Here is a 26439-nt window from a genome sequence, read left to right on the forward strand (position 1 = left end):
ATTATTCACCTGCATTAGCTTGAATAATTTGTTCTGCTAATGTGTTTACAGGACTTAGGTCATAATCTAATGCCTGCGTTTGATACAACACTTCACTTGCACGAGGTTCGCGCAACACCTTACCGCGGGTATCTGCCACATTCACTTCCACTGTGGCAGAAAGCCCAAGCCGTAATGGATATTTTTTCATTTGGTCAGGATCTAAATCAATCCGCACTGGCACACGCTGTACCACTTTAATCCAGTTACCTGTGGCATTTTGAGCAGGAAGAAGCGAAAAAGCACTGCCTGTTCCCATTTCTATCCCGCTCACGGTGCCATCAAATTTTACGTCATCGCCATATAAATCGAAGACTAATTTTACCGGCTGACCAATTCGCATTTTACGCAGTTGGGTTTCCTTAAAATTCGCATCAACCCACATTGTTTGATTGGATACCACTGCCATTAAAGGGCTACCTACTGCCACTTTTTGCCCCACTTGCACATTACGACGTGCAACATAGCCATCAACAGGGCTAACAATTTTGCTACGTTGTAAATTCAACCACGCGAGGGTTAAGGCACTCACGGCATTCTTCACCGCTGGTTGCTCGCGTAACGGCAAATTCCCTAATAAGGCTTGATTCGCTGCTAATTGGTTCTGTGTAGCTTGTAGATCCGCTTGTGCAATATTCACCGCGTCTTTGGCGTGTTGTAAAGTTTCCTTATCAATAGATCCTGTTTTAGCTAACTGCTCACGGCGTTGTAAATCGCCTTTTGCTTTATTAAGTGCGGTGCTTTTTGCATCTAAAATGGATTGCAATTGTTTCACCGTAAAACCCAACTGCTCAATTTGACGCACACTACTGGCTAAATTATCTTGAGCTTGCTGAAAGTGCAATTTGAGATCCGTATCATCAAGCTCAAGAAGAACGTCACCCGTATGGACAAAATCCATATTATCTACGTTAATTTTGCTTACGTTGCCGTTCACTTGGGACGAAATCATCACTTGGTTACCTGACACATAAGCGTCTTCTGTTTCCTCGTAATTTCTTACAAAGAAAAACCAATAAACGCTGGTAATTATCGCGATGAGAAGTAGTATAGTAATAAAATATCCCAGTGCTTTTTTACGTTTCGCATTTTTACTTAATACCGGTTTTTTATTTTCAGTTTGTTCTGTCATTGACTTCACCTATTAAAGATTTTCTAAACTGGTTAGCAGTTTAAGTAATAATTTTTTTAATTGTTGCTGCTCTTGTTCATCTAACACAGAAAAAAGTTGATCCACTTGCTTCCATTGATTGGGCAAAAGTTGTTCTAAAAATTGTATTCCTTGTGGCGTAAGGGTTAATAAAAAGCCACGCCGATCCCCTTGCACTTCCGTGCGTGCTAACCACGCACGTTTTACTAATTCATCAGCAATACGTGTTGCATTGGTTTTTGAATAACCAAAAATTTCACTTAATTGACTGGGTTGTAAAGCATAGGTGGGCTGGCAATATAGCACAACTAATGCCATAAAAAGGGTATCATTGAGCTGATATTTTTTAAGCAACTGATTTCGTTTTTCCACATAACGACTACTATTATGCAAAAGTAAACGAGCCAAAAGAATTTGTTCTACTGGCATTGCAGGATTATTCTTCGCCGATTGGCGAATCAACATTTCTTGATCCGAAAAAGAGAGTGGCATAAAACAATTGATTAGTAGGAAATAAACTGCGTAATAGTAACGCACGTAACTATTTGTGTCAAAAAATACCGCACTTTCTTTTTCCTTAATGTATAAAGTGCGGTGCTTTTTCTTAATATTTTTCAAGCCTTATGGCAAACCTGATTTATGCCAATAGATAAGCAAAAATGAGATTGATCCCTAGTCCCCCAAGCATTAACCAAATCCAAATTATTGCCCCCAATAATAAGGGTTTTGTTCCCGCTTTTTTCAGTGAGTTAATATGCGTGGTGAGTCCTAATGCCGCCATCACCATCATTAATAAAAAGCGGTCTAATTGAACCAGAAAATCTACGATAAATGAAGGTAATACATTGAAAGAATTAAAAATTGCTACACCAATAAATAATAAAGCAAAATAAGGAATGACGATTTTACCTTGCTGTGGGTTATTTTCTTTACGTAAAAAATAGGATAAGGCGAGTAAAAGCGGGGCGAGCATCATTACACGCAGCATTTTAGCAATCACCGCGGTATCTGCCACTTGAGGTGTAATATTTGCCCCTGCAGCGTACACTTGTGCGACTTCGTGTACCGTTGAGCCAATATAAATACCGAATAAATGATCTGGTAAGTAAGCTTGCAAGTAAGGGTAAAGTAGCGGATAAAGGAACATACTCATTGTGCCGAAAATCACAATTAATGCCACCGCAACAGACACTTTATAAGAAGGGGCTTTTAGGATTGGCTCGGTTGCCATAATGGCGGCAGCGCCACAAATACTGCAACCTGAGGCGGTAAGCTGTACAATTTGGCGATCAATCTTAAGCCATTTAATGCCGATCCAACAAGTCAGTAAGAAAGTCAAAATTAGCATCGTTAAATCAGAAAAAAACGCATTTAAGCCAACCTGACTAATGTCTTGCAAGGTCAAACGAAAACCAAATAATACAATACCGCAACGTAATAATATTCCCTTTGCAAAGGTTACTCCCGATTTCATTACGGATTCAATACGATGATAAAACGTATTTCCGCCTAAAATCCCTAACAAAATGGCTAATGTCAAGGCGCTAATGTGCCACGACAGCGCTAAAGGGGTTTGCGCAAGTGAGCTTGCCAATAAGCTAATTAATATAGTTAAGAATAAACCCGGGAGCAGTGAGAGGTGTTTCATCATTGTATGGTTCTCCACATAACAAGGTGGTGATACAGTAACGCATTTTTATGATAAGTAAATAAGAAAAATGATAAAAATCCCACCGCACTTAAATTAGCCATTTTTGAATAACGCTGGTGATGCTATAATCTTGCACTATTTTTCAGCAGAGATCAGGAAAGAATATGATACGAATTGGACACGGGTTTGATGTACACGCCTTTGGTGGGGCTGGGCCGATTATTATTGGTGGTGTCGCGATACCTTATGAGAAAGGCTTGCTGGCACACAGCGATGGCGATGTGGCATTGCACGCATTAACAGATGCATTGCTCGGTGCGGTGGCGTTAGGGGATATTGGTAAATTATTCCCAGATACCGATCCACAATATAAAGGGGCAGACAGCAAGGGATTACTACAAGAAGCTTATCGTCAAGTGCAGGGCAAAGGCTATAAAATCGGCAATGTTGATATTACCATTATTGCTCAAGCACCGAAAATGCGTCCGTATATTGATAATATGCGTGCGGCCATTGCACAGGCGTTAGATTGTGAAATAGAACAGGTGAATGTAAAAGCCACTACCAGTGAAAAACTCGGTTTTACCGGGCGTGGTGAAGGCATTGCTTGTGAAGCTGTCGCTTTGCTATTGAAGGCTTAATTTATGCAAGAACTCGCCTTTTTATACAATCCCCCCGAACAACCGGCTCACTTAAAAGCGGAATGTGCTGATTTTATCGTGAAAGAAGAATTGGGCTATGAAATGGCTGGTGAAGGGGAATTTGTTGCTCTTTATGTGCGTAAAACCGATGCCAATACCCTTTTCGTTGGTGAAAAATTAGCTGAATTTGCGGGAATTTCGCCACGCAATATGAGCTATGCCGGCTTAAAAGATCGCAAAGCCATTACGGAGCAATGGTTCTGTCTGCATATGGCGGGACAAGAAACGCCTGATTTTAGTCAATTTCATTTAGACGGCGTGGAAATTCTTAAAGTAACAAGGCATAACCGAAAAATTCGGACAGGTAGCTTGGACGGTAACCATTTTGAGATTTTATTGCGTGGCGCACAACAAACTGACGATTTAAACCTGCGATTAGAAAATCTGAAGCAGTTAGGGTTTCCTAATTATTTTACCGAACAACGTTTTGGCCGTGATGGGCATAATCTCACACAAGCAATGCGTTGGGCAAAAGGTGAAATTAACGTGAAAGATCGCAAAAAACGCAGCTTTTACTTATCTGCCGCACGGAGTGAAATCTTTAATTTGGTGGTTTCAGATCGTATTCAGCAACAACTTACGCAAGCTATTTTATTCGGTGATATTGTGCAATTAAATGGCTCACACAGTTGGTTTACGGTGAATGAAACAGAGGATCTTGAGCAATTAAAAGTGCGGTTAAAAAATCAAGATATTTTACTAACCGCCCCATTGGTTGGAGAACATATTCAAGCGGCGAATGCGCGTGAAATGGAGATTGTTCAGCAACATCAAGAGATCTTAAACTTAATGCATAAAGAACGAATGAAGCCAAGTCGCCGTCCCTTATTAATATGCCCGCAATCCTTAGATTGGGCATTTTTGCCTGAAGGATTGAAATTAACCTTTTATTTACCAGCAGGTTGCTATGCCACGGCATTGATTCGTGAATTAATACAGATTATTGAATAAGGAATACAATGAATATTTTATTATCAAATGATGATGGCATTCACGCTGAGGGAATTAAAACCCTTGCTACCGAATTACGTAAAATTGCACAGGTTACCATTGTTGCACCAGACCGCAATCGTAGTGCCGCGTCAAGTGCGCTAACCCTAGTAGAACCATTACGCCCAATGAAATTAGATAACGGTGATTACTGCATTAATGGCACACCCGCTGATTGTGTGCATTTAGCCTTGAACGGTTTTCTTTCAGGGCAAATCGATCTTGTCGTATCAGGTATTAATGCAGGGGTGAATTTAGGTGATGATGTGCTTTATTCGGGGACAGTGGCGGCAGCTTTTGAAGGTCGCCATCTCGGTTTACCGGCTATTGCCGTTTCATTAGATGGTCGCCAACACTATGAAACAGCAGCACGTATTGTCTGTGAACTTGTACCGAAATTGCACAATCAGTTAGTAAAAAGCCGTGAAATTCTGAATATTAACGTGCCTGATTTACCTTACGACAACATTAAAGGGATCAAAGTCTGCCATTTGGGCTATCGTGCAGCGGCAGCAGAAGTCATTAAACAACAAGATCCCCGTGGTGAAGCCATTTATTGGATTGGTCCTGCGGGTTTAGCAGAAAATGAACAAGAAGGCACAGATTTTCACGCAGTGAAAAATGGCTATGTGTCGATTACACCGATTCAAGCGGATATGACCGCTTATCATTCGCTCCAATCTTTACAAGATTGGTTAAAAAGTGAATAATATTCCGCTTTGCAAATTATTGAGGGTATGCCATTGAAAATATTTGGCGCGATGTACGATAAAGTGATGCAGTGGTCGGTTCATCGCTATGCGACGGCGTGGTTGATTTTTACCAGCTTTATCGAATCCATTTTTTTTCCTGTTCCCACTGATGTGATGCTTGTGCCAATGGCAATGAATCGCCCTAAACAAGCCTTAAAGCTGGGAATTTATACCGCGATTGCCTCTGCACTCGGTGGCGTCGTGGGCTATGGATTGGGTTATTATGCTTTTGATTATATTCAAGAATATATTATTAAATGGGGCTATCAATCTCACTTAGACACAGCGATGTCTTGGTTTAAACAATGGGGAATTTTAGTGGTGTTTATTGCTGGATTTTCCCCTATTCCCTATAAAGTGTTCACTATTTGTGCGGGCGTAATGCAAATGGCATTTTTACCATTTTTAATTACATCAACGATTTCTCGTGCTGCACGTTTTATTTTAGTGGCGAAATTAGCCGCTTGGGGCGGTCAGAAATTTGCCCATAAATTACGTCAATCCATTGAATGGATTGGCTGGGCAGTAGTACTGCTTGCTGTGATCATTTATTTCATATTCAAATAAAAGTGCGGTCAAAAATGAAAAAATTTTTAATCCTAATTACTTGCTTTTTTATGCTAGGGGCTTGTACATCAGAACCACAACAGCAAGATGAACATACCCTTTCACCGGGAATGATGCAACCTGTGCTTGGCACAGGGGCAACGGAAGATGCCCAATGGCAACCAATTATTGAAAAACAACCTATGCCTGAATCAATGAATTAATAGAGGAACTCCAATGAAAAAATCTTTTTTACTTTTGCCTATTACGATGGCGGTATTATCAGCTTGTTCATCCACTTCACCTGCACCGGTAGAAAATGCCGATGGTGCGTTGCCACCGGGAACGATGCAACCGGTAGATAGCAATGCTGGTAGCACTTGGGAGCCCCAAATTCAGCAACAGAGTATGCCGGCTACAATGACTGCACCTGTTGCGCCACAACCCACTTATCAAGCCCCTCAAGTACAGGCGCCACAAATACCACAACCAGTCAATCAAACTGTGCAACAAAGCAAAAAAGCGGTGGCAAATACCACTGTGAAAGCAAAACAAGTTTCACAAAACTTTGAGATTCCGCGTAATCCAGAAACCAATGCCCCTGATTACAGTAAAATTGATAAAGGCTTCTATAAAGGGAACACTTACACTGTTCGCAAAGGCGATACAATGTTCTTGATTGCTTATATTTGTGGGCTTGATGTGAAAGAACTGGCGGCGATGAATAATATGTCTGAACCTTATACCTTAAGTGTTGGACAAACCTTGAAAGTCTCTAATGAAACTGCCCCTGTCGCGACCAATACTGCGCCAAGTACGGCTAAACCGGTGGAAAAACCTGCACAACCTGCAGTTACTTACACGCCGGGGCCAAATGGTACACAATATGGTTCTGATGGTTCGATCATCGGGCCGATTAAATCTTCGGTCGGTACTCCTTCATCAACACCAATCGTTTCTGCACCAGTTAAAACACAACCTGTTGTGCAACCGGTTTCTTCTACCCCAATTGCTTCAAATGTGGCTTGGCAATGGCCAACCAATGGAAAAATTGTACAAGGGTTCTCTAGCGCTGATGGCGGAAATAAAGGCATTGATATTAGCGGTTCACGTGGACAGGCAGTTAATGCAGCAGCGGCTGGTCGCGTAGTATATGCAGGTAATGCATTGCGCGGTTACGGTAACCTTATCATTATTAAGCACAATGATGATTATTTGAGTGCTTATGCACACAATGAAAGTCTTTTAGTGAAAGATCAGCAAGAAGTGAAAGCCGGACAGCAAATTGCGAAAATGGGGAATTCTGGCACAAATAGCGTGAAACTTCATTTTGAAATTCGCTATAAAGGCAAGTCTGTTGATCCTATTCGTTATTTACCGAGACGTTAATGATGAAAAAACTTGCTGCATTATGCTTTAGTACCACGCTGACCTTGGGCTGTACCGCCCATTCAGCAAACCACCTTTTAGGCGGTGATGTTGATGAAAAAGGCTGTATCTCCTCTGCTGGTTATCGTTGGTCTGAATTAAAACAGCAATGTGTTCAACCTTTTGATATTGCCGATCTTCGCTTTACCGATCCTGAAGATTCGACCCTCGCTATCTATGTCATCTTGGCACAAGATCAAGGTAAAGCAGAGGTTTTTTCTGCACATTCAACGCCTAATCTGATCCTTGATGCGGTAAAAGGTGGCTATGCAGCAAAAGATAAAAGTCTGAGCATTATAAAAACCACGCAAGGGTGGGAACTGAAAAAACGTCCTACTCGTTAAAAATAAAAAGTGATCTGCCGCCAAAAAGTTAGACAGGTTGTTAAACTATAAATACTGAGTTCTGTATTGAACAGGACTCAGTCTTTTTAAAGCCATTTAAATACGTTTTTGGTTGTAATACACCACATATTATTCCTCAACTTCAGCTTGCAATTGTGCTATCCACGTATAGCTACGTGTATAAAAACACTCGGATTTCAAAATCGCAAAGAAACCCTCAATCACCGCATTATCCTGGCAATTCCCTCGTCGGCTCATACTCGGTATCGTGCACCCTTCCAGCATTTTTCGCCAAGCGTTTGTACGATAAAGAACGCCTTGGTCGCTGTGAATAATGGGGCAATCCGTCGCACTTAATTGGCTTCTCCCTTATTACAGCATCTTTGTTACCAAAGGAAAGCTGGGGCATCTTGCAAACTGATAGGCGATAATTTCTCAATTCGCCAAATCCATTAATGCGGAAAAACACATCTTCTCCTGCCCAATATGAAATTCGGTCACATCCATCACCCATTTCTGATTAAGTTTTGTGGCGGTAAAATCACGATTCAGCACATTTGGCGCAATCAAAGCGGTCTTAGTAAATCATTTAACGCGTGCGTTTGCTTTAAATCGTGAATGGCGGCTATTTTTTCTGCCGTCGTTTTTGCCGGTCTAATTCCTCCAACTTTTTTAAATAAGCAATCTCTGCACGGGCGAGAGCCAGCTCACGTTGCAATTTTTTAACGGCTTTAGGGGATAAATCTGTGGGGTTCAGGAATCTTCATCTCTTTTTTCTTCATTTTGGGCTTAACTCTTTTAGGTTGAATAAAGGGTGATTTTCCCCCCTCTAAACCTCTTTCGTAGAAGGCTTTTAACCATTTAATCACAAGAGAATGAGAAATTTGATAACGTTTAGCCACTTCTCTGTGTAAGCGGTCAATTTATTTTGCATAGATTGACGAATTATTTTGCATAGCTAATAAACATAACCTATGCAAAATAAAGTAAAAAATAAAGCCCTTTAAAGTTCATTTAAAAGGGCTTTAAATTTATATTTTATCCCCACAACGGCGTTGCATACTTACGGCGGGCATATTCAAACAGCAAATCCATAAAGATTGGGTCGTTCTCCATGTTTTTATCAAACATCATCATGTGTCCGATATAACCTTTCCACTGGCTTGCATGAGATTCATCCGAACCGTCGTACCAACGTCCGACATAGAGATAATCATCTTCTGCCTTGAGATTATGTCTAACACCTTTTGCAAAATTTTCAGGCGTACGTAAAAAGGATTCATTGGTTTCAAATACTGTCGATGCAATAATGTTCAGCGGTTTTCCAACCACGCTATCAACTAAAAACTTCGCTCGCCCCGCATTTAAAGAGACTGACGCATTATCCATATACAGAGCATAAGAAGATGTCGTTTTTCTGGATGCTAAGATAGTTAATGCTGGGGTAGATGTTGCTTCGGGTTTTAACGCAAAAACAACCATTGTCATCTCTGCCCAAGTTGATTTATAAGCCGTATTTTCTGAAACAAGATATTGCGAACCTGCAAAATAGCCAGAGCTGATACCTTTTAAGGTTAAATTGTCCAGTGTTGGAGCAAGTTCACTGGTCGCAATCAATGGATTTGCATTGGCTGACTTATCTAAGATTTTCGTGATTTTGTTATTTGATAACGTCAAAGTCGATTTATCGCCAAAATCCCAAAAGCCTTGTAAATTGGGATGTTTCAAAATTGTAGCTTCTAGAGCTGAAACATCTCGATCTACGATAGCAGGCAGGTTTTTGTTAGAAAATACAGTATTTAATCGAATAATGTGTCCCATAATTAAGTCCTATTGGTTAGTTTGTAATTTTTTCTTCAAAGGCAAAGCACCAGTTGTGCAGTGTCCAATTACCGTCGCTAGATAAATCTGAGCAACTGTCTCGTAAGCAGCCACGAGCTCCTTCTGTCGGGCCAGATTTCCCTGAGCCGTTATCAAAAGCATAGGTAATCGATGCCCCGTCTGGAATGTTTCCATTAGTGGTAATGATGACTTTGTTGTTATCTTCATCCAGCGTAATGTTGTCAATATTGACACCATTTCCCTTATAGAGATAAAAGCCGAAATTACCAGGGTCTGTTACCGTTCTTGTGTCAAACACTAGTGGTGGATTTGGCACGTTAAAGGTAATTTCTACCGTTCTTGAACTCACTTTCTGGCAATGAATCGGTCGTAAGCCTAACCAGTCTTCTCCTTTATCCACGACGAGATGTTTCACTTTGCCGTAATAATCTCCCAAAATATCGGCAGATTTGCCGTTAATATGGATGCCATCGACACAAGGGAACATGTATTTGGGCGTTACTGCAAAAATACGCGGGTTCTCAGCACTAGCTTTTAACTGTAAAAACGGTGTCGTGAATTGGTGTCGGTCTGCCAGGTTTGGTCGATAGTGTGCCGCACCTGCCGTTTGACACATTAACATCACAGGTTTATCTGTTTGCCCATTGATAGCGTGCAAATCTTGCGTATAACTCTCTAACCAATCATTCAGATTTTGGTCATACTGGCTATTTTTCTCTTTACCGTCTTGTTCACCGTGAATCACTAGCATAGCTTTGTAGTTCACTTTGTATGGCGTATTCTGCACAAAGCTCATCGCTTTAATGACTTTCTCATAAGCACCACTTTCTCCGCCTTTAATCAACTGACGATAACTTCTGCCACCACGGGCTGAGCCAAATACCATAATTGGTTTGTCTTTCTTCGCTAGTACGGACTTGCCAAAGTTCGACATCATGGTTTCATAGTAGCGTTCTCGCAATGGGATAATGCCTGTAATCTTGTTATTCCATTCCTTATGCCACATAGGTCCCGTTGAGATGGTGAATGCTTTATCAGAGAATACAGTGGTTGAAGTCGCTACATTATCCGCACTCACAGCAAGGGATTGCCCTGTTAAGAAATAGCCGTCAATGTCGCTTTGTTCAAAAACTTGCGATATTTCGCCATCTCGCCATTCATAAGTTAAAAATAAACCACGACGCGGTGCTACATAACGAACGGCTGAGCCTGACATTTCACAGGCAAGCACATCGCCACGCTGTGTAATCTGGGTGGTGACCGTACCTTGCTGTAAATAGACATCGCCATCTTTAATAAAGCAGATGCCCGCGTCGGAAATAATCCCAGCTGGGATATATTTTTCGCCCGAATTAAGCGTCTGTTCGGCTAATTTGTAATTGCTATCCGTTTGTGCAAAGACATGAGCTGTTGTAAAGCCTTCTTTTTTATCAGCTACTCCAAATTCAGCGGTTGCAGTATTAAAGCCGAATAACAAGCGGTCTTGACTGTCCGTAACGCCCCAACCTGGATAAGTCGTGTTACGGGTTTCCGCAGAATGCTGATACCAATCGCCCCGTTCTGTAATCCCCAATGCAATCTGAGAACGCTCATCTTCAATGCTCAAGGCTAGAGCTGGGTGTTTGCCTTTATTGTCCATTCTGGCTTTCACTAGCACGTCCTTCACTTCCACTAAGTTGTCTTGAATACTTTGTGCTTCGGCTTTCACAAAGCCTTGCGTTCTTGCATAGGCTTCATCAGCAACCTGCTTGGATATTTCACTTTTTAATTGATTCTTAGATTTCTCGCTTAAGGTAACATCCGATAAATCCAGTGAATTTAATGCAGCTGTCACGGTTTCATTTAATTTTCCGACCGCATACTCACTTGCTACTTTAGTTTGCGATGTGCCTGCAATTTGATGCGATAAATCGGCATCAGTTAAGATTTTCTCTAACGTCCAAACATCATCAGAGCCAGAAAGCAAATCATTCACTCGTAAATAATGTAAGCCGTAGCCACGAGTTAATAACTGAGCAACTTGTCTGCCAACGGAAGCGTATTGAATCCCTGAATAATCTCCAGCCGCTAAACCAAGTTTATCAAGCAATTCAGGAGACGAGAATGCAAGAAATTTACTGTAGGTTTTATCGCTAGAAATATCCTTTACTTCTGGAGTAACGATATGAGCATCATATTGCACAAGGCGTTTCCAGCGATGACGTCCAGCCGTAATCACTGTATGTCTATTATCATCTTCGCTTGTAGTGTCGTTCATATCCGCATAGAACTCGCCACCACCTAAATTTTCTCCTGAGTTGATAGATTTAACTAAAATACGTTGCCCCTGTTCAGTAGGTTCAATTTTTCTTAGCTCAGCAAAGGATTCGACTTGACCGATATATTTAAAACCAATGGCTTTTAAGAGTTTATTTGTTAAAATAACTGCTAAAATAGCTTGAAAAAGCTGAGTATTATCATCCGCATCAATCTCAATCCCTGCCTCATTCAACACAGTAATGATCTCATTCTGCATTGAGATCACTGAATCTTGCACATTATTCATATGTTCAGCAGTTACTACCGTGCCATATTCACCTGTTGCGGGATTTCCATCTTTAAAGCGACCATTATCAGTCGCAATAGGATTCATTGTTTGTCTCATTGATTTATTCCTGAAAAATCTCTTACCCAATAACGAGTAAAGGCGGGTTTAATCTCATCTAATAATAATTTGAGAGTTTCTGGTGTATTGATTAAGGGGGCAAAATCGGGATTAGTATTATCGTTACGGTTAAAGTCCACAAAAAACATCCAGATGACGTCTTTATCCCAAAGCCTGTCGCCACAACAGTTAATGCCACATCTAAACGGCTCTGGCTCGTAGATTTTAAATTCATAACCTAATGCTTTAGCCTGTTCCATTAAGTATCCGATAGACAATCCACCAAGCTGATTTAGTTTTGCAATAACTCGTTCAATCCGAGCATCAATAGGCAATAATTTATTTGCGGTCAAACCACATACTCGTTCCCAGTCGTCAATAAAAATGCCGCTTGATACATCAACCGCATCCGTTAATGTCTTAGCTCTTGTATCAATTCTGTCTAATTCTCTCCCTTCAACTTCAAGGGACAATGCCAGCCATCTGCCGTTTGGGTCATACGATACAGGCGGCAATAAACCGCCTAATGCTTTGCCGTGTTTAGAGTTAACTGTTACCATTACATCAACTCCACATTAACATTACCTAATCTAAACCAGCCCATTTCACGATAAGCATCTATGGTCTGATTTCGAGTCGGTTGCACAATTTCACGATCTACAACGCCAATCAAATCACTAATTACAGCTTCTATTTGCGAAAGAATTAGCGTGTCTGCTGGTTTTAACGATAAGAAATAATTAGATAAAGCATTTTCAATTTCAGCTTTTACATTAGCCAGAGTCGTGTCCGTATCCAACTGCACCTTGATATCAAAATTCACTTTCTTCTCAATGGGCTTAAGTACATGGACGGACTTAGCTGTTACAGGGCGTACTTCATCTATATAGGCTTGCGTAGCTTGTACAATCTCATCACTTGGCACGGTATCACCCGATGTAATAGCAATATCAACCGTTCCCTCCCCACGCCGTAATGGATAGACAAATGCAGAGGTTACGCCATCCATGCTTTCCGCCCATTGGCGAAAATCGTTTTTATTACCCCCTGAGGGTGGTCGGCGGATACGTTCTAACAAACGAGCTAAAAGAGACGAATCACTTTCAGCCATTGTCCCACCCGTAACATCTGAAAGAAGTAAACAGTCTGTCGAAATCCCAACTGGTGGTGCAGTTAATAATGCTTTGCTTTCTGCTTTAACATTACTTGCAACACCTGTTGCAAGAGCAGTTACCTTAACGATAGTAGAGCTATCATCACCTATAACACCAGTGGTTTTAGTTAGATAAAAAAGCTCGCCATATTTAACTTGTAAACCCTCTTGAATTACCGAGCCAACTGTGCCAAATACTTTCAGTGAACCACTCGCATAAGTCGCATTTTTACGGTAAATATTCCGCAATTTAGCGTGCATTTCGAGATATTCAGAGTCTGCCGTATCTGGGAAATACTGGCGGACAATCCAGTTTTGATGAGCATATAAACCAACGGCACAACTCGCCAGAGCAGAGGCTCGGACGTAATAGTCTGAATCCACTTCAACATCAGCAGTTGGTTCTAAAGATTGGATATCTCGCAGAATCTCACTACGCACATCCTCAAGCGTTGGGATTTGATACATTTTAAAAACCACCTAAACCAGTTTTACAGGGTATTTAAACTCAAATTTAACCCCACGATTATCAATAACGGAGATGAAAAGATTTAAAGAACCATCTTTTGGCTGCTCGTGCGTTACCGTAATACTTTTGGCACGACCATCATCAATAATCGGCTGCAACGCTTCCTCGGCATACTGCTGGGCTAACAGCCCCACACGGCTTAAATCTTTTTCTCGTTGAATAAGATGGAGCAAAGAACCTACACGCCCATCTGCCCACCACGAGCCTTTAGGAGTTGTTAATCGGATATACACAGCATTTTGCAGTGTATCTATTTTTTCACTTGTATAGTCCCGAGTGAGCGGGCTGATTTCTCTGTCCATATTGCAAGGATAGAGAGATTAAAGAAAGGAATAAGGGGGAAGGAGTTCCACAGCCACAAGCGGTTAGATTCTGCAAAAATTTTGCAAAAAATAACCGCTTGAAATTAAGCATTTGGTCTGCCACGTCCATCATTTTGATGGGTATGGTTTTTAAGGGAGGTTGAGCCAGCAGTTACATCGCCATCCGTCGTAAAACTACCGCCTTTTTGCGTAACATTGCCACTAAAACTTGCTCCCGTTCCACCTTGTACAGTCATTCCACCATTGCCGCTGATTTTCCCTTGAGATACAAACTGCTGATCGGTTTCAAGTTTTGGTGTAACAAAATTCGCTCCATCTGTTGCTGTAACCTGATATTGCTTGCAATTAACGTTAAAGCTATCGCACTCAATATCAATTACCCGTCCATTTTTTAAAATGATAGTTGAGCCGCTAGAATCATAAATCGCCACCTCACCATTTTTCAGATTTTTGACCCTAAATGAGCCGTTTTCAGTCGCCACAATAATGCCGTGCGTGGTTTTACCGCCTAACGGAATAACAACCGCTTGCGTGCCAGATGGTGGCACAGAGGTAAAACCAAAGTGCTGCATTAACTCTAAGTCTTGGATAGTCTCATCAGCCAAACCCGATACCTGCACTTGCTGAATGTCACTGCCGCTTTTAACTAAATTTAATACTCCCCTAAAAGCAATACGCATACTATCTTGTACGCCTTTTGCAACTGCTTTTGTTTGTTGTGCCAGTTTTCTCATCATTGTCCTAATTCCCAAGAACCTACAATCTCAACAGGTTGTTTTGTTTTACGTCCCTTTTTAGCTTTTTTAGCCTTTTTCGTTTTTTTCACTTTCTCTTTCGATGCTTTATCTCCTTTCTTACCCTTACGCTTGCGGGCTTCTTCAGCTTTGGCTTGATAAGCATCTGGAGTCCAGACGCCATCTAGTTTTAACCGCAGTTCGGTGGTTGTGCCACCACTACGAGAGAGCCGAAAACGCCGCCCCATCAGAAAGAATATGCCATCTAAATCGTACTCTTCGCATACAACGTGAACCCGTTGCCCTGCTTGCCACAGCGTACCGTCTTGGGTTTTATGGTCTGGCACAACAATCGTGAGGCTAAATGACTCTAACTGCCAATCTGATACCTGCTTTTTCGCCTGTTTCATCAGAGCTTCGAGATTTTCCACATCGCCCAATACAATCGTTTTTGGCTTGTATAAGTCCATCTCGTCATTTTTATACACCCACTTAAAGTCGTGCTTGGCATTGTCAGAATCCTTGCCGTGTTTTTGAGCGAGAAAAGTTACCTCTGAATAACTTTGCGACACATCATAAGAAAGCGTAGCATCCACAAAGTTATTTTTGCGGGTATCCCCAGATTCTTTCACGCAATATAGCGTGGCGACAGGCGGCTGGGCATAATCCGCACCGCCGACAATCAAAACGCCTTTCGGATCAAACCAGCAATGCAAACCAGCAGAGTTAGCACACCGCATAATTGCCTCCCACGCTGATTCGCCTACATCAATATCGACCTTGCTTAGAGTTGGGTTTTTCTCGGCTTTAAGCTGTACCTCTTTAATCCCAAGCGGATTTACAATTTTTTTAACCGCATCAAGCAAGGATAGTCCTTGCACATTGGTAATTGGTGCAGAGCAATCCACCAAAATAGAGGCTTTATCACGTCCATTCAGGCTAAAATCACGTCCGCTTTTGCTTATAGAGTGGTATGTAGTATCTACAATGCCAGTTAAAACCGTTTCACCGTTGATTTTTACTACTGCCGTTTTACCTGAGTAATTTGGCAGAACTTCCAACTTGCTAGATTTCCCCAACTCAAAATTAAAACTATCGGCAGGGATTAAAAAATCACTGTCAATATCATAGCTTTTCCAATTTTTATGCTGTGAACCGTCAATCTCCACTACAATCTCATTCTCAAACATTGCCTACTCCGAATAACAATTTAACAATGTGCCACGCTCAATAAAGTTGGGCTGGTGGATCTGTGGATTAAGGCGTAGCAACTCATCAGAACGGCTATAGTCCCCATAAAAATGATGTGCTACCTTATGCACAGTACCACTTTCTGCGACCATTTTAACGATAAGTGGTGGCTTCTGATTGATGACGGCAAGCACCATTGTCGTAAATTGATGAGCAATATCTCGAATAGTATTGATAGTTTGCTCAGCAGTTTCATAAACTGATTTGGTTTTATCGCTTACTTTCCCTTTTTGAGCATATTTCTGCTGTTCACGTAGTTTATTAATGATATTTAGGCAATGTTCACGTACCGTTTGGTTCATCAGTTCTAAATCACTAATAAGTAAATCATCTTCTTGCTCTTCAATTAACTCAACTAAAACTTTAATAAGCTTTGATGTTGCAATTAGATCCACCATAACACTAAGTTCAATCACATCAGAACTAAGCAGTTTTACCGTTTTTGAACGATTAAATCCTTCATCTTTAGTAACTTTGCCGACAATCGCTTGAGAGTTATCAACCGCATCGGTAATATTTAAAAACTGTGATTTAAATGATAAAGTGGCTAAGTCTGCACGCCCTTGAATCCCATTATTCATCATCTCTTTTAACTGAGTTAAAGCACCAAGTCCATCATTAAGATAAGTTCGTGGAGATGTTGATGATGCAATACGGTATTTCTTTTTATCGAAATCAAATAGATTTCTGATTGCTTCAAATGTTGCAAATAACGCCCCCCAAAGCCCTAGCAGACGAGATTTCAAATCAAGCGATGACACGCTATTCCAAAAGGAAAGTCCATCATCAAAAAGTTGTTCTAAATCCAATAGCAATTTATCGATCTTGGAAATCAGCGAATCTTCAAAGGCAAAAATTGGCTGCATTTCGGTTGCCTCTTTAAAGGTCAAATCTAACGCAACATAATTGATATTTTCGGCATCGGTATGCACATTAGCGGATACCAACAACATATTTGGTAAACGTCCACGAATAGGGTGGACTAAAACATCCGCTCCTTTTTGCTGTAAAACCGAAAGTAAACGGATATAATCCGTATAATAACTTGAACCAAAAAAGACCGCTTGCAGCCGAATAGTTTGGGTGTTTAGCCCCATATCCTCTAAATCAGCCCCATTCACAAAAGGGTAAGCGTGTTCAATTACTGCTCGCTCAAAGCTGTCATCCACCGCAAGCACATCAAAACGTACCCCTTTAAAACTAGCCTGCTGAATAGGCATTGTCCAACCACTCATTACGCCATCCTTTTGTTAAACTTAAACTGATACTCAGCCACTTTTTCAGCCACCACCGAGCCGTCCAGCTCGACTGTAATTTGGTTTGCTATCGTATGAGATTGAGCGGCTAAGCCTGCTTCTAATCCTGCTGAAATCGTTGCTCCGAATGCCTGAAAGTCGGCTTGATAAGTTGATAATGTTTGGGTAACGGAATCGACTTGCGGTTTAATTACCCCTTGAATAATAGATTGATTTCGTTCTGTACGAGCCTTAAGCTCTTCCGTTGTCAATGTGCCTTGTTTAAGGCGTTCTTTTGCAATTTCATTATCTTGTAATCTCTCTGCAATAATATAACCACCGTGATATGGTTTAAGCGGTGGCTGAGTATCTGCTGGTATGCCATATTTAAAGGTTTGTGTTACTTTAGGTTGAATAGATTGATGGAATTTTTTTGCCGCATCGGCATATTTCTCTCTATCCGCTTCAGATTTTGCCGCATAAGTGATACGACCTTCAGCAGCACCATACAGACCAAAACCAACACCTGTTGCAGCTAAACTACCCAACCCAAATTTAAGCCCCTTACGACTAGTGGCAAGATCAATCGCACTACTTACTAAAGAGCCTTTACCATTTTTTCCACCAAATTTTCCAGTTAATAAATCCATTAAACTTGACGCAGCCAATGCCGCCCCGAAAGTAAATACTGCATCTTTTGCTCCTACTAAATATTCAGTGAGATTGGGGTATTCTTTAGCATAATTCGTTAGCTGTTGGCTTAAATCTCCGAGAACATTATTCACTTTTTCAAAATTTTTCATCTGAGCAAATTCAGCGGTATTTTTTAGATCGTCTGTCTTGTAATCTGCTGTATCACGAACTACAGCATGAGATGTTTCAACCGCTCCATCACTATTTTTTACATCCTTTCTAACGGCTTCACCAAGCTCTTTATTATTACGAATGGCGACTAAAGCCATAACTGCTTGTCTATCAGAGATAACCTGCCCAATAGCAGACGCCTCAATCAAATCAGTCATCTGATCTAACAGTTTCTTCGCTTCTTCGCCTTTAGCTGTTTTTAAACGTTGTTGCAAATTTTTATATTGATCATTGTTGACAACAGTATCTTCAATAACCGACATAAATGCTTGTAAAGAATCTTGCCCTTTACCTTTGTAATGCTCCATTGATTTCATATAATCAATAGATTTAATCTTTCCGTTTTTATCCTTATATTCTAATTTTTCAAGGCGATCTTTCGTTTCTTTGGCAGTAATTTTCGCTAATAGATTGACAAGGTTATTACCAGCCTCATCACTTGTTCCCGCAGTTACTCGTGCTTGCTGATTTGCAACAAGTAAAGTTTCAAAACCCTCTAAATCTTGTAAGCCGATAGATTTTGCCGCTGCCATTTGTTGCGGTAGCCAGCGAGCCATATCCGCAAGCTCAAAGTTACCCGCTTGTCCAGCAGCAACAGCCATATCAAGCACTCGCCCAATATCTGCTTCTTGAATACCAAACTGCTGCATTGCTGAGATTGCAATACTTGCCATATCTTCAGGCGTTGCTCCAGTTGCCACCGACCCTTTCTGTAATGTTGGTAACAAGTTCATTGCTGTTTCAGCCGAAACTGCACCAGATGCAAGCAATTTATCTAAAGAAGCTAAGGCTTCTTCTTTTGATCCACCTCCGACTTCAACTGCTTTCTGCACGGCATCAAACAGTTCTTTCTTACCTTCAATACGTCCTTTTACATCACGCTCTGCAAAGGCAGTATTTGCCACCATAGCTAATCGGCGATCAAAACTCATCTGGTTTCTAGCTGGCTGGCTAACTACCGCAGCTCCTGCCATAACACCAGCCCCTACGCTCATCAAACCACGCCCAAAACTACCTGCTTTATCCCCAAAACTTGTTTTACCTAACTCTGCATTTAGTTCTCTCACTCGGTTTTTGGTAGCTTCTGAAGCACGACGTAGCTCATTTTGTGATGCAACCCCTGAGCGTTTTAAACGCTCATAGGCTGCACGGGTTTGATTGATTTCTCTCTGGATCGCATTTTCAGACCGAACTCCTAACGTTTCACGGGCTTTGGCTACATCCGCAGCCACTTTACGGGCATTACGATAGCTCTGCTCAATCTTTTTATTTGCAGCTTGAGTTGCATTAGCTGCTCGTTGTACAGATTGCTCTTGTGCATTTCCACTTTGTTGTGCTGCACGCTCGGTATCTTTAAACGTCTTTTCCGCACTCTTGGCAGCTTGTTTAAGAACGACTGAAGCATTATCTTTAGCTGATAACTCCAGTTGCACTTTCATATTTTTTGCCATTTTTAAAGTCTCTTTAAAATGATTTTAAAGTACAAAAAAGGGGCTTCCGCCCCTATTCAATTTTGCCACGCCGAGTAAAGATATAACTTTCGTGTTTCACTTCTGAATTGTTTGCACCCATTGGGCCATGTGGTGTTTTCACTCCTTCGCTCTCTAAGTAGCTCTCAATCCACGCAAACACTTCAAGCAATGGCATTTGCCATACTTGCTCGGCGGTAATTGCAAATTTTGAGAGTAAAATCACCGCTTGTCGGTACTGCTTAAAGGCTTCCGCTACGCCAAATCGGGATTTACTGGGCTTTCGCTCTCGCTTTGGCTCGCCCCATTTTCTAACCGCTTTTTTCGTAGTTCCAACGTTGCCTCAATCAACGTCCAGTAATCATCAGTGGCAAGATTATCAAACAAAAATTGAGCGGTAACGGTTTCTTTATCTAAGCCATCAAAGCTCACTTGTTGAGAAAGATAAGCCATATCCACCAACGTTTGTTCACGCTTTGATAAGGCTTCCGAGCTTTCTTCAATGTCTAAATCAGCCACCATTTCTTGAGCGGTGCATTGCCCCCCCATTGTCAATAATCGCACCGTGCAATCACGGTAGATTACGCCATTATGTTCAAAACCAAGTAGGGTAACTTTCATTATTCTTGCACCTTACGCAACGCGTTTAACTGAATATCACGAGTAGATTCGCCATCCACCGTGTAAGATTCTCCTACATCGGTAGTAAAACAACCCAAATAAGAAGTACGTTTTTCACTGTTATCCAACGGGTATTTGGTAAGTTTTGCATTTTTGATATTATCCCAATCAATCACTGTGCCATCTTGTGGTTCAACCGCAGTAACTGAAAGGGTATATTCAGCGATACCCTGTGAATAACCACGAGCACGCCCGGAGCTATTCATTGTTTTCACCAGCTTACGACCGGTTACGGTTTTTACATCAAGTTTGGTAATTTCAATCTCAACGCCATCCACCTCAAGCACACACGAGCCTTCATAAACAATCGACATCTAATACCCCCTATAAAATTAACGTAATTTTGTTACGGATAACGTGTAAACCATTAACCACATCAGCAGGGATTTCTAAATCCAAGTAAGTCGGGTCTTGAGTATTACGCACCACCAATAAGCGAGATTTCCACGCCTCCACGTTTTCAATCACCTCTTCGCCTTCGAGCTGGTAAAGCACATCTAAAATTTCCGAACGCACTTTCGCCACAATACGATGCGAATTTTTCGCACGAGGGAAACGCAAACGCTGACGGGTTTGAATTGCCTTACGCACATAGTCGAGTGTGCGAATTGTGGTTAAATCCAAATAGCTCGGGTCGTCCGTATTGGTCACATTTTTGGTGTAAGTGGTAATCGCACGGGTAATCTGCACACGGCTTGCCACCACCTCAATCGGACTTAAACCGTGATATAACGCTTGGTTTACCTCAGTAAATAACGGCTTTTGCGAGTCATCCACCACTGTTAAGCCTTTAATTTCAAGAGTATTCAATGGGAGAGCTGGATCTTCTTCGCCTGCAATCACCGCTCCCAATCCGGCTGCAATCATCGCATTTGATTCGGTTGCTCCTTTATACCAACCGACAATAATGCGTTCGCTATTTAGGCTTGCGGTTAAGGTTGTGCCGGTGGCATAAGTACCACGCCAACCCATTACACCGATAGCCGGTTTATCTTCAATCGGGGCAGAAACAGATTCTAAATGGCTACGCAATGCCAGAGCATTTTCATCGTCTGAAAACGGCGAAATAATCACGTTGTAATGCGTACCGGCAACACTTGCCAATGCTGGTGCAATTTGAGCATTACGCTGACCGTCGGCAAAGGCAGTGACTTCTAAATGCAAGTCTTTTGCCGTGTTTTTAGCTGCAAGGGTAATTTCATTGCCGATTTCACCTTTCACTTTAGCCGTTAATTTCAATGTAGTATCGGTTTCAATACTTGCTATTACAGGGCTAAGGCTTGAGCCGTTAATCACATTCACCAAACGAGCCACCACCGCTTGAGCTTCTTCGCCCTTAGCCGCTGCGACTTCATACGCTGTCCCTGCAATCGTAAGGGAAACGACACCGGCATAAGTCACTGTACCGGTAAAAGTCACTTTACCTACTGCCGCAATACCAGCATCGTGGTCTTTTAAACCTACCACCGTTAAGCGGATTAGCGAGTTATTTTGGATTGCTTGACGTACCATCAAGTGAGCGGTTGAGCCTGCACCAAATAAATCTTCTGCTTCTTTATCACTAAACAACTTATGCGGAGCAGTAAAGGCAGTTTCTCCTTCAATCATCGGGGCAATAATCAAAACTTCTTGCTCATTGGTCGGCAAAGTGGTTACTGCATCTTTATTGTTATATTCGGTCAGCACACTGGGCTTACGAATACTATTCGGGATTTTCTCAAATTCGATTTTAGCCATTGTTTACCCCTTTATCTTTTGTACTTTTAGGCTCATTGCCTTTCACGATAATTAAATCACCATCGGCAATGCGGCGTTGGTAGTAAAGGGTGTTTTCCACCTCTACTGCATCTTGTTCAATATAGTTGTGCGGTCTGCCTTCAACTGGCACTCGCCCCCCTTTAGCGGCTTTCACTTTTAACATCTAATCACCATCCTTAAATTCTGTTCTAAATGCCGTTTCGGCATTGTTATTCGGGTCAAAAACCCGATTATTAAAGCCCGATAAATTGCCTAATGGTTGGTCTAACTTGCCTTGATACTGCTTAAAGACTTGTTCATTCGGCTCAACCCCTTCCGGGAATCTGCCATCATCAAGCACATCGCACTCGTTGTAGCTGATTTCAAACTCAATAGCATAGGCAGAGAGCTTCTCTTTCTTCACTTCCGCATTATTCCAAATTGTGCGGATTCGTTTAGGCTGGACAGGGTGGACTAAACCGCCTAAGGTCTGGTTAATCAGCAAGGTTTTAACTGCACCCAATAGCTGATTCGCCCCCACCTCTCGGCTTGTTACCCCACCTAAACGCCCTGCGGTTTGATTTCGCATTGAACGGGTAATCACTAACACCACAAACACATCGGTGGTTTGATAGCGTTTACCTCTTGCCCCCATTGATTTAGCCTCGAACGCCGAGCCACCGTAAGAGACAAGGCAAGCCGGCAAACGGCGAACATCTAACTGCTCATCGTTAATCTCTCCGGCATAACCGGCAACGGAATACACCATCTTGCCTAAACCTAACTCCAAACGGTCAATCAAGGCTTGCTCAATTTTGCTAATCATCTACGGTCTCGCTCCCAAATACGATTGCCGCCATTGAAAAACTGTACCGTGTTTTCGCCATCAGCCGATTCAGCGGCAGCCTCTTCATCCAAACTCAACGAAACCACGCCTTTTGAGATGTTTTCCAGCTCTTTCAAGCAAAACTTGTAGCGATTTTCCACTTCTTCCGTCATCGTTACAGACGATTTACTGGTTAAGTGGTAGCGAGCCAAATCACAACAAATCCGCACTAAGTTATGTGGCACAGTCGCTAACGGGAGCTTATAACGACCACTTAAATAGCCGTCAATTTGGCTGGATGAATCAGCTAATGCTACTTGCAGTAAATCTTCATCCACCACACCTTGCATTTCACGGTCGGTTAATTCAATGCTTTCACGCTCACCAATCCGCAGTACAAAGTCATCAACCTGAGCGTACATCGCTATGCCTCAACTACCGGTACAAATTCCAAATACGGATCTTCCGCAAGCGTTATAATCTGCTCACCGGTTAAGGCTTCACGAGGGATTTCTACCGCCGTTTCTTTGTTAAAACGGTAGCCGCAACGCCCATAGGTCGCTTGCGGGTGGTGGCTTTTGAGCGTGATTTCAAAGGCGATAGGGTCAATCACTGCACCGTCAGTTTTTGTTTCACCTTCTGGTGGTTGTGGTTGCTCGTCAGCCTTAACTTCGTCTTCAGGAGGAGTGTTTTCCTTTGTGTTCAAGGTTTCATCCTCATTTTTAGGTTTTCTAGCCATTTGTATCCTCTCAAAATGGGCGTATTGCTACGCCCGATTAACTTGTTATTCTGCAATCTGAGCAGAAACTGCGACTTTCAGCACACCTTTTAACGGATTGCTTGTGCCGTTAATAATATCTGCCTCAACCAACTGGCGAGCCGCATATTCAAGAGCAGGCGGCACTAAAATGGTGCTTGGACGGATATTCAGCAACTTGCCGCCATCTCCTTTGAGCATACGCATCTTAGCGATAACTGCCATTACGGTTTCTGCATTCAGCTCTGAGTTTTCTACACGGTGGATAAGCTGCCAAAAGCCGAAACCGGCATTACCACGAGCACGCACACCCCACAAATATTCATCTTCCATAAATACGGTATCGGATTTTGAAGGATCAAACTTCGTTTCAATTTCAGGCTTAGTGCGTTCTTGCCAAATTAACGGCTTAATCGCATTGGTATCATCTAAAATATAAAACGCAGGCTTACCGCTTGCAGCACCGGTGGTAATATTGCTTTGGATTTTGCTTGTGCCTGTACCGTCCACGTTTTCATAAACAGGGTGGTCTGTGTCAAAAAAGTTCTGCCCGTCATAGCAAAGTGTGGATTTACCTTTTGCCAATAAACTAAACACTAAGTCATCCGGCAATTCCGCCGCACTTTGACCAGCTTGCTGCACAATAGGAGTAAACAAACCCACCTGATCATCTTCAATATCGGTACGAGCCACACTGACTGTCGATTCAAAGGTTTTATTCTCAATCGACATCGCTTCTGCTTGCATTTTCTTGATTTGGCGTTTACCCACCCACTCACGCATTTTCGGGAATTGCCCTAACCAGCCGTAAGTATTGGTTTTAGTTGATGAACTAATCTTCATCGCTACCATTCCCCATTGCGGTTTAATTAAAGCTAAACCCGCACCAAATTCTTTTTTAAAAGCCGTATCTAAGGCTTGTAATAATTCTGATTTTTTAAACATTACTTCGCTTCCTCTTTGTATTTTTGAGCAAATTCATCAGGGGTTAAGCCTAACGTCTTAGCAGTTGCAATTTCCGCAGCCGATAAAGCCACTTTCTCCGCACCTTTATTCGGATCTTCACCGCCCGACTGTGTACCATTTAACGCAGGGGTAGGAGTAACGGTTTTCAAAAAGTTTGATAATGCCACTAAATTCTGCTTGCCTAAATCTTCCGCCCATTGTTTTTGAGCTGGCAATAAACGACCGTCTGATAACGCACTTTTAATTAAGTCATCACGCTCTTTGTCGTTCATTTGTTGCTTTAAGCCATTCAGCTCAGTTTGCACCGCTTGTAAATCACTTAACGCTACATATTTAGCAGGGTCGGGGTTATTCACTTTTGCCGACAGTGCCACAACTTGACCTTGCTCTTTAGCAAGCTCAGCATACACATCGCTCAACGCCACAGGGCTATCGCCTTTGGCTTTATCCAATGCGGTCAGCTTTTCGGTAATCTGCTCATCGGTTGCATTTGCCGACAATGCAAATAATTTAATTAAGAGTTCTTTCATTTGAGAATTGTCCTCGCTAGGTTCTAGGTAATGAGCAAACTGGCTTGAAGTTGCCACTACTTCGGCAAGATTGTGTAAAGCAGGACGATTAGTTAAAGCGGCATTTAACACCTTAATTACACGCCCCGACTTATCCGCTAAAAACAGTGGGGAAAGATAACGGTACTCACCATTTTTAATTTCAGTGGTGGCTTTTTTCGTCCACTTCACCTCAACAAAAATACCTTTCCCCGAAATATATTCCGCTTTTACCATCCAGCCCGCGGCAGGGTTGCCCTTGCCATTAGTTGCTACATAAAGGGTTTGATGCTCATAATCGATCATCAGTTGGATTTGCAAATTATTGATGTCATCAGCAAGCTGATAACCGTTTGTGTCATCTACATACCAACCTCCATCACGCCCATCTTGCGGATAGAACCAACCATAAGGAAAAAGCTGAATACGACCATTCACTTCTTGCTCAAGTTGAAAACTGCACGCAATCGGGTTTAATTTGAATTTCTGCGTAAACACAAAAACACCTCAACACAAATTATTGAGATTAGAGAATAAAGAAATGAGAAAGAAGAAAAGCGGGGAGCAACTTCCACAAGTTGCAAATTTTTATAAAAAAGTAACCGCTTGTATTGGAAAGGAAATAAAAACCATTTTAAAACGTTTTAAAACCACTTTAAAAATTTTTAAAAAAGGAGAAATGATAAATCGCACCAATAAAATCTAAATCGCCATCACGAGCGATTTAGGGGCTTTATTTTGGATTATTTATTGAGTAGATTTTGCCAATATTCTTGAACATCATCCAAAATAGTTTTTTCATCTTGTGATGTAAGCTGCAAAAATGGGCGGGCAGGAATTTCCACTTTCCGCCCTCGACCAGCCATTCCACCGAATTGATGGATAGCGGCATAAGGCTCATTTGTGCCGACTACTGCCGAATCGTTATCGTAATCACTAGTAATACTGTTCATCAAGTTTTCAGTATCTACAAGCGGAGTGCCTTGTCGATGCTTAATACCGAGCCATTTTGGGCGACCGCCTTCATCAAAATTAGTTAGCACCGCCGACTCCATTATGCCTGCGATATTCCGCATTAAGTCGCTTTTATCTTTGGTTCTAGCCGAAATACGATTAAGCGTGGCAACAATCTCATCTATACCGTTAATTTGGATTTCAATCATTTTTTAACCATCTGAGTTGATTTTTAAAATAAACGGGGGTATATTCACACTGAGGCTATTTGACTCCGCCTGATGAATCTCCCCCGCAGGAGCCGTCTTGCTGAAACAGTGCAAGT

The 26439-nt window shown here is 41.9% G+C and carries 31 protein-coding genes and 1 pseudogene; 8 read left to right on the plus strand and 24 right to left on the minus strand.

What is annotated here, in order from left to right:
- Nucleotide 1 precedes the first annotated feature (1 nt).
- The 3 genes from L5B90_RS09740 to L5B90_RS09750 all read right to left on the minus strand — a co-directional run bounded on the left by L5B90_RS09740 (nt 2) and on the right by L5B90_RS09750 (nt 2837).
- Complete coding sequence (locus L5B90_RS09740; protein ID WP_265762791.1) at nt 2–1171, minus strand: EmrA/EmrK family multidrug efflux transporter periplasmic adaptor subunit; 1170 nt, start codon at nt 1169–1171, stop codon at nt 2–4.
- Nucleotides 1172–1183: 12 nt separating this feature from the next.
- A complete protein-coding gene (gene mprA, locus L5B90_RS09745) occupies nt 1184–1681 on the minus strand; it encodes a transcriptional repressor MprA (protein WP_265762792.1) in 498 nt (165 codons plus the stop codon).
- A 145-nt stretch (nt 1682–1826) separates the two neighbouring features.
- The gene (locus tag L5B90_RS09750; RefSeq protein ID WP_265762978.1) at nt 1827–2837 is read right to left on the minus strand and encodes a YeiH family protein; all 1011 of its coding nucleotides are present in this window, start codon (nt 2835–2837) and stop codon (nt 1827–1829) included.
- A gap of 167 nt (nt 2838–3004) precedes the next feature.
- On the opposite strand from L5B90_RS09750, the gene ispF reads away from it, so the two are divergent.
- From ispF to L5B90_RS09785, 7 genes are read left to right on the plus strand one after another with little or no spacing between them, the layout of a single operon-like run.
- Nucleotides 3005–3481: a 2-C-methyl-D-erythritol 2,4-cyclodiphosphate synthase gene (ispF, locus tag L5B90_RS09755; protein ID WP_265762793.1), complete on the plus strand. Its 477-nt coding sequence runs from the start codon at nt 3005–3007 to the stop codon at nt 3479–3481.
- A 3-nt stretch (nt 3482–3484) separates the two neighbouring features.
- Nucleotides 3485–4492, plus strand: coding sequence for a tRNA pseudouridine(13) synthase TruD (truD, locus tag L5B90_RS09760; RefSeq protein WP_265762794.1), 1008 nt, complete (start codon nt 3485–3487; stop codon nt 4490–4492).
- Between the two features lie 8 nt (nt 4493–4500).
- A complete protein-coding gene (gene surE / locus L5B90_RS09765) occupies nt 4501–5241 on the plus strand; it encodes a 5'/3'-nucleotidase SurE (protein ID WP_265762795.1) in 741 nt (246 codons plus the stop codon).
- Nucleotides 5242–5274: 33 nt separating this feature from the next.
- A complete protein-coding gene (locus tag L5B90_RS09770; protein WP_265762796.1) occupies nt 5275–5850 on the plus strand; it encodes a YqaA family protein in 576 nt (191 codons plus the stop codon).
- 14 nt (nt 5851–5864) lie between these two features.
- Complete coding sequence (locus L5B90_RS09775) at nt 5865–6053, plus strand: hypothetical protein (RefSeq protein WP_250351560.1); 189 nt, start codon at nt 5865–5867, stop codon at nt 6051–6053.
- A gap of 13 nt (nt 6054–6066) precedes the next feature.
- Nucleotides 6067–7218 (plus strand): murein hydrolase activator NlpD, encoded by a 1152-nt coding sequence (gene nlpD / locus L5B90_RS09780; RefSeq protein WP_265762797.1) that lies wholly within the window; start codon nt 6067–6069, stop codon nt 7216–7218.
- Nucleotides 7218–7601 carry a hypothetical protein gene (locus L5B90_RS09785; RefSeq protein WP_265762798.1) on the plus strand — a complete coding sequence of 128 codons (384 nt, stop codon included), beginning with the start codon at nt 7218–7220 and terminating at the stop codon, nt 7599–7601. Before nlpD ends, L5B90_RS09785 begins: the two co-directional genes overlap by 1 nt.
- Before the next feature lie 625 nt (nt 7602–8226).
- On the opposite strand, the pseudogene L5B90_RS09790 reads toward L5B90_RS09785, so the two are convergent.
- From L5B90_RS09790 to L5B90_RS09885, 20 genes and pseudogenes are all read right to left on the minus strand, one after another.
- A pseudogene (locus L5B90_RS09790) lies at nt 8227–8509 on the minus strand (transposase); the annotation flags it as partial.
- A 130-nt stretch (nt 8510–8639) separates the two neighbouring features.
- Nucleotides 8640–9422 (minus strand): hypothetical protein, encoded by a 783-nt coding sequence (locus L5B90_RS09795; RefSeq protein WP_265762799.1) that lies wholly within the window; start codon nt 9420–9422, stop codon nt 8640–8642.
- Nucleotides 9423–9438: 16 nt separating this feature from the next.
- Nucleotides 9439–12087, minus strand: coding sequence for a hypothetical protein (locus L5B90_RS09800; protein ID WP_265762800.1), 2649 nt, complete (start codon nt 12085–12087; stop codon nt 9439–9441).
- Nucleotides 12084–12647: a putative phage tail protein gene (locus L5B90_RS09805; protein WP_265762802.1), complete on the minus strand. Its 564-nt coding sequence runs from the start codon at nt 12645–12647 to the stop codon at nt 12084–12086. Before L5B90_RS09805 ends, L5B90_RS09800 begins: the two co-directional genes overlap by 4 nt.
- Nucleotides 12647–13708 carry a baseplate J/gp47 family protein gene (locus L5B90_RS09810; protein ID WP_265762804.1) on the minus strand — a complete coding sequence of 354 codons (1062 nt, stop codon included), beginning with the start codon at nt 13706–13708 and terminating at the stop codon, nt 12647–12649. Before L5B90_RS09810 ends, L5B90_RS09805 begins: the two co-directional genes overlap by 1 nt.
- A 12-nt stretch (nt 13709–13720) precedes the next feature.
- Entirely contained in the window at nt 13721–14071 is a 351-nt protein-coding gene (locus tag L5B90_RS09815) for a phage GP46 family protein (RefSeq protein ID WP_265762805.1), read from the minus strand.
- Between the two features lie 104 nt (nt 14072–14175).
- Nucleotides 14176–14826, minus strand: a complete 651-nt coding sequence (locus L5B90_RS09820) for a phage baseplate assembly protein V (protein ID WP_265762979.1) — start codon at nt 14824–14826, stop codon at nt 14176–14178.
- Nucleotides 14826–16016 carry a phage baseplate assembly protein gene (locus L5B90_RS09825; RefSeq protein ID WP_265762806.1) on the minus strand — a complete coding sequence of 397 codons (1191 nt, stop codon included), beginning with the start codon at nt 16014–16016 and terminating at the stop codon, nt 14826–14828. The genes L5B90_RS09820 and L5B90_RS09825 overlap by 1 nt, the downstream gene beginning before the upstream one ends.
- Before the next feature lie 3 nt (nt 16017–16019).
- Nucleotides 16020–17312 (minus strand): DNA circularization protein, encoded by a 1293-nt coding sequence (locus tag L5B90_RS09830; protein ID WP_265762807.1) that lies wholly within the window; start codon nt 17310–17312, stop codon nt 16020–16022.
- A complete protein-coding gene (locus L5B90_RS09835) occupies nt 17312–19627 on the minus strand; it encodes a phage tail tape measure protein (protein WP_265762808.1) in 2316 nt (771 codons plus the stop codon). Before L5B90_RS09835 ends, L5B90_RS09830 begins: the two co-directional genes overlap by 1 nt.
- A gap of 52 nt (nt 19628–19679) precedes the next feature.
- Nucleotides 19680–19871 carry a hypothetical protein gene (locus L5B90_RS09840; protein ID WP_265762809.1) on the minus strand — a complete coding sequence of 64 codons (192 nt, stop codon included), beginning with the start codon at nt 19869–19871 and terminating at the stop codon, nt 19680–19682.
- A 29-nt stretch (nt 19872–19900) separates the two neighbouring features.
- Entirely contained in the window at nt 19901–20266 is a 366-nt protein-coding gene (locus L5B90_RS09845; protein ID WP_265762810.1) for a hypothetical protein, read from the minus strand.
- Nucleotides 20266–20640: a phage tail protein gene (locus tag L5B90_RS09850; RefSeq protein WP_265762812.1), complete on the minus strand. Its 375-nt coding sequence runs from the start codon at nt 20638–20640 to the stop codon at nt 20266–20268. The genes L5B90_RS09845 and L5B90_RS09850 overlap by 1 nt, the downstream gene beginning before the upstream one ends.
- Before the next feature lie 10 nt (nt 20641–20650).
- Complete coding sequence (locus L5B90_RS09855) at nt 20651–22063, minus strand: phage tail sheath subtilisin-like domain-containing protein (RefSeq protein ID WP_265762813.1); 1413 nt, start codon at nt 22061–22063, stop codon at nt 20651–20653.
- Nucleotides 22056–22247, minus strand: a complete 192-nt coding sequence (locus L5B90_RS09860) for a DUF2635 domain-containing protein (protein WP_265762815.1) — start codon at nt 22245–22247, stop codon at nt 22056–22058. The genes L5B90_RS09855 and L5B90_RS09860 overlap by 8 nt, the downstream gene beginning before the upstream one ends.
- Nucleotides 22248–22889, minus strand: a complete 642-nt coding sequence (locus L5B90_RS09865) for a DUF1834 family protein (RefSeq protein ID WP_265762816.1) — start codon at nt 22887–22889, stop codon at nt 22248–22250.
- Nucleotides 22886–23311, minus strand: a complete 426-nt coding sequence (locus tag L5B90_RS09870; protein ID WP_265762817.1) for a gp436 family protein — start codon at nt 23309–23311, stop codon at nt 22886–22888. Before L5B90_RS09870 ends, L5B90_RS09865 begins: the two co-directional genes overlap by 4 nt.
- Nucleotides 23312–23313: 2 nt before the next feature.
- Nucleotides 23314–23628: a hypothetical protein gene (locus L5B90_RS09875; RefSeq protein WP_265762818.1), complete on the minus strand. Its 315-nt coding sequence runs from the start codon at nt 23626–23628 to the stop codon at nt 23314–23316.
- 45 nt (nt 23629–23673) lie between these two features.
- Nucleotides 23674–24591 carry a Mu-like prophage major head subunit gpT family protein gene (locus L5B90_RS09880; protein WP_265762819.1) on the minus strand — a complete coding sequence of 306 codons (918 nt, stop codon included), beginning with the start codon at nt 24589–24591 and terminating at the stop codon, nt 23674–23676.
- Entirely contained in the window at nt 24591–25658 is a 1068-nt protein-coding gene (locus L5B90_RS09885; RefSeq protein ID WP_265762820.1) for a phage protease, read from the minus strand. The genes L5B90_RS09880 and L5B90_RS09885 overlap by 1 nt, the downstream gene beginning before the upstream one ends.
- A gap of 43 nt (nt 25659–25701) precedes the next feature.
- Between L5B90_RS09885 and L5B90_RS09890 the strand changes: the two genes are divergently transcribed.
- Entirely contained in the window at nt 25702–25866 is a 165-nt protein-coding gene (locus tag L5B90_RS09890) for a hypothetical protein (RefSeq protein WP_265762821.1), read from the plus strand.
- Nucleotides 25867–25903: 37 nt separating this feature from the next.
- Here L5B90_RS09890 and L5B90_RS09895 read toward each other — a convergent pair whose 3' ends face one another.
- Nucleotides 25904–26323: a phage virion morphogenesis protein gene (locus tag L5B90_RS09895; protein ID WP_265762822.1), complete on the minus strand. Its 420-nt coding sequence runs from the start codon at nt 26321–26323 to the stop codon at nt 25904–25906.
- Nucleotides 26324–26439 lie beyond the last annotated feature (116 nt).

Source organism: Avibacterium sp. 20-129, from assembly GCF_026226845.1.
In the GTDB taxonomy this organism is placed as follows: Bacteria; Pseudomonadota; Gammaproteobacteria; order Enterobacterales; family Pasteurellaceae; genus Avibacterium.